Source organism: Minwuia sp. (assembly GCF_048263705.1).
Taxonomy (GTDB): domain Bacteria; phylum Pseudomonadota; class Alphaproteobacteria; order Minwuiales; family Minwuiaceae; genus Minwuia.
This window is the reverse complement of record NZ_JBLXDV010000007.1, coordinates 1-11,835: the sequence shown is the minus strand read 5'-3', so window position 1 is coordinate 11,835 and position 11,835 is coordinate 1. Positions and strand designations below refer to the sequence as shown.

14 protein-coding genes and 1 tRNA gene are annotated in these 11,835 nt (G+C 64.7%); 3 read left to right on the top strand and 12 right to left on the bottom strand.

Annotated elements, in window-relative coordinates; all coding sequences use genetic code 11:
- Nucleotides 1-20 precede the first annotated feature (20 nt).
- The 6 genes from ACN0X7_RS11350 to ACN0X7_RS11325 form a co-directional block, all read right to left on the bottom strand.
- The gene (locus ACN0X7_RS11350) at nucleotides 21-239 is read right to left on the bottom strand and encodes a hypothetical protein (RefSeq protein WP_417517249.1); all 219 of its coding nucleotides are present in this window, start codon (nucleotides 237-239) and stop codon (nucleotides 21-23) included.
- A 202-nt stretch (nucleotides 240-441) separates the two neighbouring features.
- Nucleotides 442-1,239 carry a glutathione S-transferase family protein gene (locus ACN0X7_RS11345; protein ID WP_417517247.1) on the bottom strand — a complete coding sequence of 266 codons (798 nt, stop codon included), beginning with the start codon at nucleotides 1,237-1,239 and terminating at the stop codon, nucleotides 442-444.
- 373 nt (nucleotides 1,240-1,612) lie between these two features.
- Nucleotides 1,613-1,703 (bottom strand) — tRNA-Ser (locus ACN0X7_RS11340).
- 64 nt (nucleotides 1,704-1,767) lie between these two features.
- Nucleotides 1,768-2,400 carry a TPM domain-containing protein gene (locus ACN0X7_RS11335; protein ID WP_417517245.1) on the bottom strand — a complete coding sequence of 211 codons (633 nt, stop codon included), beginning with the start codon at nucleotides 2,398-2,400 and terminating at the stop codon, nucleotides 1,768-1,770.
- Complete coding sequence (locus tag ACN0X7_RS11330) at nucleotides 2,401-3,126, bottom strand: TPM domain-containing protein (protein WP_417517243.1); 726 nt, start codon at nucleotides 3,124-3,126, stop codon at nucleotides 2,401-2,403. It abuts the gene before it with no gap.
- Entirely contained in the window at nucleotides 3,126-3,761 is a 636-nt protein-coding gene (locus ACN0X7_RS11325; protein WP_417517241.1) for a LemA family protein, read from the bottom strand. The genes ACN0X7_RS11330 and ACN0X7_RS11325 overlap by 1 nt, the downstream gene beginning before the upstream one ends.
- A 205-nt stretch (nucleotides 3,762-3,966) precedes the next feature.
- Between ACN0X7_RS11325 and ACN0X7_RS11320 the strand changes: the two genes are divergently transcribed.
- Nucleotides 3,967-4,275 (top strand): hypothetical protein, encoded by a 309-nt coding sequence (locus ACN0X7_RS11320; protein WP_417517239.1) that lies wholly within the window; start codon nucleotides 3,967-3,969, stop codon nucleotides 4,273-4,275.
- Here the strand turns inward: ACN0X7_RS11320 and ACN0X7_RS11315 are convergent, their stop codons facing one another.
- The 5 genes from ACN0X7_RS11315 to ACN0X7_RS11295 form a co-directional block, all read right to left on the bottom strand.
- Nucleotides 4,276-4,872: a hypothetical protein gene (locus ACN0X7_RS11315; RefSeq protein WP_417517237.1), complete on the bottom strand. Its 597-nt coding sequence runs from the start codon at nucleotides 4,870-4,872 to the stop codon at nucleotides 4,276-4,278.
- On the bottom strand, nucleotides 4,873-5,748 hold the full coding sequence (locus ACN0X7_RS11310; protein WP_417517235.1) for an Hsp33 family molecular chaperone HslO: 876 nt from the start codon (nucleotides 5,746-5,748) through the stop codon (nucleotides 4,873-4,875).
- Complete coding sequence (gene argF / locus ACN0X7_RS11305; protein WP_417517233.1) at nucleotides 5,724-6,659, bottom strand: ornithine carbamoyltransferase; 936 nt, start codon at nucleotides 6,657-6,659, stop codon at nucleotides 5,724-5,726. Before argF ends, ACN0X7_RS11310 begins: the two co-directional genes overlap by 25 nt.
- Nucleotides 6,656-7,843 (bottom strand): aspartate aminotransferase family protein, encoded by a 1,188-nt coding sequence (locus ACN0X7_RS11300; protein WP_417517231.1) that lies wholly within the window; start codon nucleotides 7,841-7,843, stop codon nucleotides 6,656-6,658. Before ACN0X7_RS11300 ends, argF begins: the two co-directional genes overlap by 4 nt.
- 140 nt (nucleotides 7,844-7,983) lie before the next feature.
- Complete coding sequence (locus ACN0X7_RS11295; protein WP_417517229.1) at nucleotides 7,984-8,775, bottom strand: ABC transporter permease; 792 nt, start codon at nucleotides 8,773-8,775, stop codon at nucleotides 7,984-7,986.
- Between the two features lie 161 nt (nucleotides 8,776-8,936).
- Between ACN0X7_RS11295 and ACN0X7_RS11290 the strand changes: the two genes are divergently transcribed.
- Both ACN0X7_RS11290 and ACN0X7_RS11285 read left to right on the top strand, forming a co-directional pair.
- On the top strand, nucleotides 8,937-9,227 hold the full coding sequence (locus ACN0X7_RS11290; RefSeq protein ID WP_417517227.1) for a putative quinol monooxygenase: 291 nt from the start codon (nucleotides 8,937-8,939) through the stop codon (nucleotides 9,225-9,227).
- The gene (locus ACN0X7_RS11285) at nucleotides 9,227-10,033 is read left to right on the top strand and encodes a phytanoyl-CoA dioxygenase family protein (protein ID WP_417517225.1); all 807 of its coding nucleotides are present in this window, start codon (nucleotides 9,227-9,229) and stop codon (nucleotides 10,031-10,033) included. Before ACN0X7_RS11290 ends, ACN0X7_RS11285 begins: the two co-directional genes overlap by 1 nt.
- Before the next feature lie 16 nt (nucleotides 10,034-10,049).
- On the opposite strand, the gene gabD is transcribed toward ACN0X7_RS11285, so the two are convergent.
- On the bottom strand, nucleotides 10,050-11,540 hold the full coding sequence (gene gabD / locus ACN0X7_RS11280) for an NADP-dependent succinate-semialdehyde dehydrogenase (protein WP_417517223.1): 1,491 nt from the start codon (nucleotides 11,538-11,540) through the stop codon (nucleotides 10,050-10,052).
- Nucleotides 11,541-11,835: the final 295 nt, after the last annotated feature.

Sequence of the window (11,835 nt, the reverse complement as noted above, 5' to 3'; positions counted from 1 at the left end):
CGGCGACCGGCTTCAGCCTGTCAACGCGGTTGATGCCGGCCGGTTGACGCGCGGAACAGTTCCGTGACGGCGCCGATGGCGCGGAAGAACAGGCTGCGCATGTAACGGCTGCGGGCCGCGCACGCCTGGGCAATCAGGTCCTCGACCTGATCCGGGGTCGGGGAGACATAGGTCGGGGTGGATCGAACGGTCGACGCGTAGTCGGTACGGTCGAAGGTGCTGATGAACGCGTAACGCATGCTTTTGGCTTTCGGTGTGTGGTGCGGGCATCAACGCCCGGTCCCGACCTCTATCAGCCGGGGCACCGTTGAGATAGTGTTATGCTGCAATGCAACAATGAATATTTCGCAATTGCAGCATTGCATGGTTTGCATGGCCCAGGGGAAACCAACCGGGCGGGTCCGGGCGCGTGGCCACGCGGGTCCGTCGGCGCACCGTTCCTTATGCCGGATCTGACCCCGAGAAGGTACCGATGAAGCGGATGTCGCCGTTCTCAAGCCCGCTGGCCACGACGTCGAAGCCCCCTGAACGGATCATCCATTCCAGCCGGTGATCGCGGTACTGGCGTCTGAACGCGCCGCTCTCGACGGCCTTGTAGGCCTTGCCGATGGATGACAGGGAGGCCGCGGCCTCGGCAGCCGTTTCGGCGACGCTGTCCCGCGCGTTCGCCCGCGCCAGCCAGCTTTCCAGCGCGCTGCCGGGTGCCGGCGGAAACCCGAACCCCGCGGATGCATTCAGGAAGGGCACGACCGACAGGTCCGCCCGTCCGAACGAACCGCCCGAGAACCAGACGGCAGTGCCGAGCTGCTGCGTCAGCCAGCCGTGCAGGTCAGCGATCTGTGCGGCCGCAGCGGCGCGAAGCCGAGCGGCCATCCGACCCTCGGCGCGTCTGAAATAGGCGATCTCGCCCAGACCCCAGTTGATCGCCTCATAGTGGGTGTCCATCACCTCCTCGACCATGCGCACGGCTGCGCGCTGCGGGGGCGAGGCCGGCATCAGGGGCGGCTGCGGCCAGGTTTCCTCAATGAAATCCAGCATGATGGTGGAATCGAAGATGCGGGTCGCGCCGTCGATCAGGAAGGGCACTTCGCCGCGCGGGTTCCCGGTGGCGAAATCTCCCCCCGTCTTGCCCGAGCCGATCCCGTCCGGGCGGCGAAGCGCGAAGGCCACGCCCTTCTCGCGCAGCGCAATCTTCACCTTCTGGGCATAGGGCGACAGTGGATGTTCATACAGGATCAAGGCGCGGCTCCCATGCTTTCGGCAACGTCAGGCAGTCTTCCAGATGCCGCCGCCATTGCCAACGGGCGCACGCAGCCGGACTGGAGCGTTGTCGATGGGAACCCCGGTCACGTCACCGCGCGAAAAGATGCTGTCGGACACGGAGGAGATACGTCGAACCCTCCAACAGGCCACGACTGCGGCCCGGCGACCGTTCGCCGCCCCGTCGGAGCGGGCGAGCGCAGCGAACTGAGCGTGAGACAAAAAATCGTGGCGAAGCGGGAGGGAGATAGTTCGAACTCTGAACGCTCTCGGGCGTTTGCTATGCAAACCCCTGCCGCGTTGGGTACGCCTCAGAACATGTTCTCATCGTTATCGCTTCGCGAAACGATACTGGCGGAGAGGATGGGATTCGAACCCACGATGGAGGATTAGTCCATACTCCCTTAGCAGGGGAGCGCCTTCAGCCACTCGGCCACCTCTCCACTGCCGGGTTTAGTGCATCTGACCCGCCGGATGCAAGGGCTTCGGTAAAGCGGGCGGAAAGCGTCAGATCTCGATCAGGCGATCGGGCAGTTCGCTGACATTGCCGGGCACCTTCGGCGCGTGGATCTTCAGTACGTCACCGCACGCCGTCACCGCGCCGACAAAGGCGTCGATGACCTTTCCGCGTTTCATGTCGGCTGTGAAATCGCTGACGACGGACTCCCAGACGCCGGGATCGACCCGGTCGTTGATGCCTTCGTCGGCAATGATCTCGACATAATGCTCGGCCATGGCCGCGAAGATGAGGATGCCGGTCCGGCCTTCGGTGCGATGCAGACCCTGCTCCAGAAACTGCGTGCGGGCCATGCGGTGCGCACGGCGGTGACGGACCGCCTTCGGCACCAGCGTCATGCGCAGCGGCATGTACTGCAGCAGTCCGGCCACGATCAGCGACACGCCGATCTGGCCGGCGACCAGATAGACCGCGGGCACCTCCGGCCAGAGCGGCACGGCGATCACGCCGGCGGCCAGACCCGCGAGCACGGACCAGAGCCCGGCAATGATGGAATAGGGCTCGCAGGCGCGGGCCACGACGGTCACGATCTCGCCGGTCGTTTCGTTCTCCACGGCGCGGATGGCGTCGGCCACGCGCTGATGCTCGGCGTCTGAAAAGACCCTGTCCGTCTGCTCTGTCATCTACCAGCCCCCCGAGGATCCGCCGCCGCCGAAACCGCCGCCACCGCCGCCAAATCCGCCACCGCCGCCGCCGAAGCCACCGCCGCCGAAGCCGCCGGTCGGTGCCACAAGGACGCCGCGGCGGCCACGCCGGCCGACCCGGCCTTCATTGCGAAAGAACTGAAAAAGAACGAACATGAAGAACATCAGCATGACGCCGCCCATGGCCAGTCCCTCGTCCGCGGTCTCCTGCTGCCGGGGCAGGGGATCATAGGCACCGTCGATGGCCGCCAGGATGGCGTCGGCGCCCCGGACGATGCCGCGCTGCATGTCGCCGGCCTTGAAGGCGGGAATGATCTCGTTCTCGATGATCAGCTTGGCCGTGGCGTCCGGCAGATCGCCTTCCAGGCCATAGCCGACCTCGATGCGCACTTTCCGTTCCTGCGGCGCGACGAGCAGCAGCACGCCGTTGTCGCGGCCCTGCTGGCCGATGCCCCAGTGGCGGCCGAGCCGGTAGCCGTAGTCGGCGATCTCGTACCCTTCCAGGCCGGGCACGGTGACCACGACCACCTGATTGCTGGACGCCTGCTCGTGTGCCGCCAGCCGGGCGGTCAGATCCCGCTCGGTCGAACTGTCCAGAATGCCGGCACCGTCGACGACGCGACCGGTCAGTTCGGGAAAGGTCTGCGCCTGAACCGCCGGGACCAGCAGGAAGACGACCAGAAACGCTCCGGCGAGGACACGCATCAGAATTTCACTTTGGGTGCCACTTCCGAACCGGGTGCCGCCTCGAACGACTGTTTCGGTCCCAGATCCCCATACAGCAGATTGGCCCATATCAGCCCCGGAAATGTCCGGTATTCGGTGTTGAACTGCCGTACGGCCTCGATGTAGTCGCGGCGGGCGACCGCGATCCGGTTCTCGGTGCCTTCAAGCTGGGCCTGCAGGGTGATGAAGTTCTGCGAACTGCGCAGTTCGGGATACCGCTCGACCGTCACCAGCAGGCGCGACAGGGCGCTGGTCAGCTGCCCCTGGGCCTGATCGAATTTCTGCAGGGCTGCGGGATCGTTCAGCATCTCGGGCGTGATCTGCGCCTGAACCTGGGTCGCCTTGGCGCGCGCCTCAACGACGCCGACGAGCACATCCCTTTCCTGCGCGGCAAAGCCCTTCACGGTCTCGACCAGATTGGGCACCAGATCGGCGCGGCGCTGGTACTGGTTCTCCACCTGGGCCCAGGCGGCCTTCACCGATTCATCCAGCCGCGGGATCTCGTTGACGCCGCAACCCGAGAGAAACAGCCCCAGACCGGCGATCGTCAGCCAGCGGGCAAGGCGGCCGATCCCGGTGGAAGATGCCCGGTCGGGCAGGGCGATGGCGAACATGGCAATATCCTGACTTAACGAATTCCTCACCCGGATATGGGCATATGGCCCCCTGTCCCGCAAGGTCGGGCGTGCCGCTGCGTCACTTGTGCGGCACGCCGTGACTCGCAATGCCCTCCGGACTTCCTATCTGAAGTCATATAAAACCACGGTGCGAGGCCGAACCTCGCCCAGGGGCGGAAACCGTCCACAAGGAGCAAGCCTGATGAGGAGTGCGATCACCCTACTGACTGCCGCCGGATTTCTGGCGATCGGCCATGCCGCCCAGGCGGAGATGCTGTGCAAGGACCGTGACGAAGTGCTGGCGCAGCTTTCGAACAGCTACAAGGAAGCGCCGGTTGCGATGGGGCTGGCATCGAACGGTGCCGTTCTGGAGGTTCTGACCTCCAGCGGGCAGGATGCGACGTGGACGATACTGGTCACCCGGCCCGACGGTGTGAGTTGCATCATGGCGACCGGCAGCGCCTGGCAGCCCGTCGAGCGCATCGCCCTGACGACCGATCCGATTTCCTGATCAGGCCCGGACCAGAAAACCACTCAGGTTGGCGTTGATTTCGGCTTCGAGCCGCCTGTCGAGATCGCGACCCATTTCCTCGACGAACTGAACCATCAGATCGTCTCGCTCGTTCAGCGTCAGATCTTCCCTTGCGGACTGGCTGCGGGTGACGATTGCCTCGGCGAAGCCGGTGCCCGACGGGTTCTGCACATCGATGCGAACCTGATAGCGTCCATCATATCGCGTATCGTTCTGGGTCTTGAAGGCACCGGCAAGCGACCGGTCGATCTTCAGCGGCACCTCGACGATGCTCGCATCCAGGATGGTGAAGCGCACGAAACCCGCCGATCCGCCGGCGCGCAGGCGGTCGCTGGCCCAGCGCTCGGCCACGCGGGCAGGCGGGTTGGGGATCTGATGTTCGACGTTCGGCGCACGACCCGACGGCACGAAGGGTTGCTGGATGTCCACGCGAGCGGCGTCGAAGGTAATGGCCGGGCGATGCGCGAACGTGATGCGCGGGATGTCGATGCGCGGCGGCGGGGCCTGTGTATCGGCGCACGCCGTCAGCGCGAACATGCCGCCTGAAATGACGAAGGTGCGTCGCGTCAGCATCATCTACCCCAGTTTCTGTTTCAGCTCTTCGGGCGCGAAGCCATAGGTCCGGGAGCAGAACTTGCAGGTCACCGATACCCTACCCGATTCGTCGGTCAGGTCGTCCAGTTCGCTTTCCGGAAAACGGGCGATCACCTCAACGACGCGATCCGCCGAGCAGGTGCAGCTATCGCGCAGGAATGCCGGGTCGTGCACCCACACCCCATCTTCATGGAACAGGCGGTAGATCAGGTCCCGCGCGGGCAGCGCAACATCCAGCAGTTCCTGTGGTTTCACCGTGCGGGCCAGCACCTGTGCGGTGTTCCAGTCCTCGTCCGCCTTGCTTTCGTCGGGGTCGCGCGGCAGGGACTGCAGCATGATGCCGCCGGCCCGCCAGCGCCCGTCAGGCCCGTGTCCGCAAACCGCGCGGAACAGGGTCGGTATCTGCTCCGACTGGCGGAAATAGTGCTCGACGCAGCCCGCCAGGTCGTCACCCAGCAGTTCGACCACCCCCTGATAGCGCTGGCCGTCGCCATCGCGGTCGATGGTGAGCGCCATGCTGCCGCGGCCCAGCAGCGTGCCGCCCGCACCCTTGGTATCGCCGGTTTCGCTGATGCGCACATAGCCGCGCATGTCGCCGCGATCGCGATAGTCGCAGACGATCAGACCGGCCGGCCCGTCGCCGTTGGTCTGCAGGGTGAAGATACCGTCGAAGTCGAGGGCGCTGGCGGTCATGGCCGACAGTGCCAGCGCTTCGCCCAGCAGGGCGGCCGGTGCCGGTTCCAGGTCATGGCGGCTGATGATGTCGTGGGCCATGCTGCCCAGCCGCACCATGCGGCCGCGCACTTCCCGGCCGTTCAGATGAAACGCCTGGATCAGGTTGTCGCTGGTTTCAGACAATGGTTCAGAATGCCTTTCTGGGCGTGGACGCGGTTCTCGGCCTGCTGGAACACGACCGACTGCGGCCCGTCGATCACATCGGCGGTCACTTCCTCGCCGCGATGGGCGGGCAGGCAGTGCATGAACAGCGCATCGGATTTCGCGACGCGCATCAGGGCGCTGTCGACGCGGTAGGGTGCCAGCCGGTTGTGGCGGTCGGCGGCATCGTCACCCATGGACACCCAGGTATCGGTGACGACACAGTCCGCGCCATCCACGGCGGCCTTCGGGTCGTCGGTGATGATGACGTCCGCGCCGGCATCCATGGCGGCCTTCAGCACCTTTGGATCCGGCTCCAGTCCTTCCGGGCAGGCCAGACGCAGGCGGTAACCGAACTTGGCGGCCCCTTCGATCCAGCTGTTGGCCATGTTGTTGCCGTCGCCGCACCAGGCGATCACCTGTCCGGCCAGATCGCCGCGATGTTCCTCGATGGTCAGCAGGTCGGCCATCAACTGGCAGGGATGTCCGGAATCCGACAGGCCGTTGATCACCGGGATCGAGGCGTTGGCCGACAGTTCATCCAGATTGGACTGTTCATAGGTGCGCAGCATGATGGCGTCGCAATACCCCGACAGCACGCGCGCCGTGTCGGCAATGCTCTCGCCCCGGCCGAGCTGCAGCTCCCCGGCGTTCAGAATGGTCGTCTGGCCGCCGAGCTGGCGCATGGCCGCATCGAACGACACGCGGGTGCGGGTGGACGGCTTCTCGAAGATCATGGCCAGCAGACGGCCTTCCATCGGACGGTCCGTGTCGGGCGCGGCCTTCGGCCATCCCGCGCGCGCGTCCTTGCGGGCATGCGACTCCTTGAGGATCGATTTCAGGGTGGTATCGGAGGCCTCCCAGATACTCAGGAAGTGATTGCCGGCGGTCACGATGCACCTGCCTTCTGGGCGAGATCGTCACAGGCCATCTCGATGGTCGAAAGCGCGCGCTCGATATCCTCGTCGGTCACCACCAGCGGCGGCAGCAGACGCAGCACATTGTCTCCCGCAGGCACGGTCAGCATCTGGTGGTCACGCAGCCGGTTGCCCAGGTCGCCGTTGGGCACCACGCATTCCAGGCCCAGCATCAGCCCGCTGCCGCGGATACCCTTCACCACGCTGGGATAGCGGTCGACAATACCGGCCAGGCCCTGCTTCAGGCGGTTCGCGACATCGTTCACACGATCCAGAAAGCCGTCCGACAGAACCTCGTCGATCACGGTGTTGCCGCAGGCCATGGCCAGCATGTTGCCGCCATAGGTGGTGCCGTGGCTGCCCGCAACCATGCCCTTGGCCGCCTCCTCGGTGGCCAGGAAGGCGCCGAGCGGAAAGCCGCCGCCGATGCCCTTGGCGACGCCCATGACATCGGGCGTGATATCCGACCACTGGTGCGCGAACAGCTTGCCTGTCCGGCCCATGCCGCATTGCACCTCGTCCATCAGCAGCAGCAGACCGTGCTTGTCGCAAAGCGCGCGCAATCCCTTCAGGAAGCCGTGCTCGGCAGGGCGGATACCGCCTTCGCCCTGGATCGGTTCGATCAGGATCGCGGCCGTCTGGTCGCCGATGGCGGCTTCCGTCGCCTTCAGGTCGCCGAACGGCACCTGGTCGAAGCCGTCTGTCTTCGGGCCGAACCCGGCGAGGATCTTCTCCTGACCGCCCGCGGCCATCGTGGCCAGCGTACGACCGTGGAATGCCCCTTCGAAGGTGATCACGCGGTAGCGCTCGGGGTGGCCGTTGGCGCTGTGATACTTCCGGGCCGTCTTGATGCAGCCCTCCAGCGCCTCGGCACCCGAGTTGCAGAAGAAGACCGTGTCCGCGAAGCAGTTGGCGGTCAGTTTGGCCGCCATCTCCTTCTGGCCTTCGCTCTGATACAGGTTGGACGTGTGCCACAGCTTGCCCGCCTGCTGCTGCAGGGCCGCGACCAGCTTCGGATGGCTGTGACCCAGAAGGTTGACCGCGATGCCCGATCCGAAATCGAGATAGCGTCGACCGTCTGCCGTGTAGAGGTACGCACCCTCTCCCCGCTCGAAGGATACATCAATCCGGGCATAGGTCGGCATTACGGGTTCGATCATGGTCGCCTCCAAAGGCGTTTCTGGTTCAGGACAGTGAATTGTCTGACGGTTTCCCCGCGCCTGAAACCAAAATGGGAAAGGGCGGGGATTTAAGGGGTGGTTGCCCCTCGGTCAAGCTCTGGCGAGAGTGACGGCGGGGTTCAGGCCTTGAGGTTGTAGCCTCGTCGGACCAGAACGAACGCCCAGACCGCCAGCACGGCATTGATGCCCAGCAGCACGGTGGCACCGAGCAGCATCGACGTGTCGCCCTGCCCCACAATGGCATGGCGGAATCCATCAATGGCGTAGAAGAACGGGTTCACGTGTGCAATCGCCTGTGCAAGATCCGGCAGTCGCTCGATCGAATAGAATGTGCCTGACAGAAACGCAAGCGGCGTGATGATGAAATTGGTGATGAACGCCATGTGGTCGAACTTGTCCGCCCACAGGCCGGTCAGCACACCCAGCAGCCCCATCATCAGCGACATCAGGAACACGAACAGCACGGCCCAGCCGATCGACGCGAAGGGCAGGTCGACGAACAGGCTCATGGCGATGAGGACGCATATCGCCACGGCGAACCCGCGCGTGATCGCCGCGCCGCAGAAGGCAATCAGCATTTCGGCGGCACTCAGCGGCGGCATCAGCAGATCGACGATGTTGCCCTGGATCTTCGAGATCAGCAGCGACGAGGACGCATTCTGGAAGGCGTTCTGGGTCACGGCCATCATCACCAGCCCCGGGGCCAGAAAGACCTCGAACGGCACGCCTCCGACCGGCCCGCGGCTCTCGCCCAGGGCAAGCTGGAAGATCAGCAGGAACAGCAGCGTCGTGATGATCGGCGCAAGCACGGTCTGACCCGCAACCTTGATGAAGCGGTGTACTTCCTTCGCATACAGTGTCCAGAGGCCGACCCAGTTGACCAGGCCGACATGTCGGGGTGTCGGATACATCGGATACCTTGATGGCTTGTGCAGGCAGTCTGGCCGAAACGGCCTTCACGAGAGAGTTAGAGGGCCGGAACCGTTTGGGCAACCCTGCCGCTTCCAATGGGGGGCAATGCGCGTATCATGCTGTGCGAGGGGTACGACCGGAAAACCTTGGGAGGGTAATCGTGTCGGTTGTCGTATTGCTGGAATTCAAGTGCAGGCAGGAAGCCTATGACGGTCTGAAGCAGACCATGTCCGCGATATTGCCGGATACGGCGAAATTCGCGGGTTGCGAACAGATCCATGCAGCCGCCGATGACGAGAACCACAGCATCGTGCTCTACGAGGTCTGGGACGCAGTGGCGAGCCAGCAGAAATACATCGGCTGGCGTCAGGAAACCGGACTGATGGAGACGTTGGGACCCGCCTTGCGCGAACCGCCCGCCGTCCGGACCATGAACGTCCTGAGCTTCTGATGTCCACGCGCCTGATGCAGTCGCAGGTCGATGCCTTCTGGCGCGACGGTGCGATCCTGGTCGAGGACGCGATCTCGCCCGAGTGGGTTGCGCGCGTGCGGCAGGCCATCGAGAACGACATCGCCGAGCCCGGGCCGTTCTTCAACAATTACGTGCTGCCGAACGGCAAGCGGTTCCACGGCAACCTGCGCCTGTGGGAGACCGACCCTGATTTCAGGGCCTACTGCTTCGAGTCACCGCTGCCGGCCATGGCCGCGCAGATCATGGACACCTCGAAGGTCACGCTGTTCTACGACCAGCTGTTCGTGAAGGAACCCGGTGCCGACCACCCGACGCGCTGGCATAACGACCAGCCCTACTGGCCCGTGCGCGGGCGTCAGGTCATGAGTTTCTGGCTGGCGCTGGATGATGTGACCGCCGACAGCGGGCGCATGGAGTTCGTCGCCGGATCGCACGACTGGGAGCGCTGGTTCCAGCCCGAGCCGTTTGCGCCCGGCGCGGCGGATTACGAGCGTGGCGAGAACTACGAGGACATACCCGACATCGATGCCGACCGCAGCGCCTATGACCTGCTGGCCTGGGACATGAAGCCGGGCGATGTCATCGCCTTCCACGCGATGGCCGTGCACGCGGCGGGCGGCAACAGGCGCGCCGACCGACGCAGGCGGGGTTACACGGTCCGCTACTGCGGTGAAGACGCGACCTACTTCGGCGGTCCCGGTCCCAACGCAGGCCTGCGCAACCCGAGCCTGAAGACCGGCGACCCGATCGAAAGCGCCCAGTACCCGCTGGTGTGGCAGGCCTGAGCGCTTCGCCCGATGGCTACTTGTCGATGCCGGCCATCAGCAGGTACTTGACCTCAAGGTAATCGTCGATCCCGTACTTCGACCCCTCGCGTCCGAAGCCCGATTCCTTCATGCCGCCGAAGGGCGCGACCTCGGTGGAGATGATGCCGGTGTTGATGCCGACGATCCCGTATTCCAGTCCCTCTGACATGCGCCAGATCCGGCCGATGTCGCGGGTGTAGTAATAGCAGGCCAGACCGAACTCGGTGTCGTTGGCCATGGCCAGCGCCTCTTCCTCGGTTTCGAACTTGAACACCGGGGCCAGCGGGCCGAAGGTCTCTTCCTTCGCAACCTTCATGTCGGTGGTCACGCCGGAGATCACGGTCGGCTGGTGGAACAGGCCGCCCAGCTTGTGCCTGTCGCCGCCCTCGACGACCTTGCCGCCTTTCGAGACGGCGTCCTGGATGTGCTCCTGCACCTTTTCGAGGCCCGCCTCGTCGATCAGCGGCCCCTGATCGGTCTCGCCCTTCAGGCCGTCGCCGACCCGCAGTTCGGACACGGCCTTGGCCAGCTTTTCAACGAACGCATCGTGGATGCCTGACTGCGCCAGCACACGGTTGGCGCAGACGCAGGTCTGGCCGGTGTTGCGGAATTTCGACTGGATCGCGCCTTCGACCGCGGCATCCAGATCGGCGTCGTCGAAGACGATGAAGGGCGCATTGCCGCCCAGTTCCATCGACATCTTCTTCACGGTACCGGCGCACTGCTCCATCAGCATCTTGCCGATCTCTGTCGAGCCGGTGAAGGTCAGCTTGCGCACGATCGGGTTCGATGTCATCTCGCCGCCGATGGCGCCCGACGACCCGGACAGTACCGACAGCACGCCCTTCGGCACGCCCGCACGCTCGGCCAGTTCGGCCATGGCGAACGCGGAATAGGGCGTCGCGGTCGCGGGCTTGATCACCATCGTACAGCCCGCAGCCAGTGCCGGCCCCGCCTTGCGGGTGATCATGGCGGCGGGGAAGTTCCACGGCGTGATCGCCGCGCAGACGCCGACCGGCTCCTTGGTCACGACGATGCGGGCGTCGCCGCGATGCTGCGGGATCGTATCGCCATAGACCCGCTTGGCCTCCTCGGCGAACCATTCGATGAAGCTGGCCGCATAGGCGATCTCGCCCTTGGATTCAGCCAGCGGCTTGCCCTGTTCGGCGGTCATCAGCTTCGCCAGATCGTCCTGGTTCTCCATCATCAGATCGAACCATTTGCGCAGGATCGCCGCCCGTTCCTTGGCCAGCTTGGCCCGCCATGCCGGCAGGGCCGCGTTCGCCGCCTCAATGGCGCGCCGCGTCTCGTCGGTGCCCATCTTGGGCACGGTGCCGAGCTGCTGGCCCGTCGCCGGGTTGAAGACGTCGATGGTGCCCTTGCCGTCGGCATCGCACCACGCGCCGTCGATGTAGCACTGTTCGCGGAACAGGCGCGCGTCCTTCAGGCCCAGCGCGGCGACACCCGTCGGTGACTGTTCATTCATGGCAACCTCCCAAATCTCAAAGCGTGCAGATCGGGATTGTCTCAGGTTCCGTCAAGCATGTCGCCCGAAACCGCGTGACCGGAACCGCACCAGTGGTTGCCAGGCCAGCGTCACCGGATCCGGCGGTCCGCGCCTCGGACTCGCGGAGCAGGCCGGTCAAGAAAAGTCCGGCTGCGCAAAGAAAGTCGAAACGCTTGGGGAAAATTCGGTATAAATACACTGTCATCGATGAAGCAGAGGAGACAGTCGATGGCACCCCCAGACCCCTTCTGGATGCATGACAGGATCGGACCGG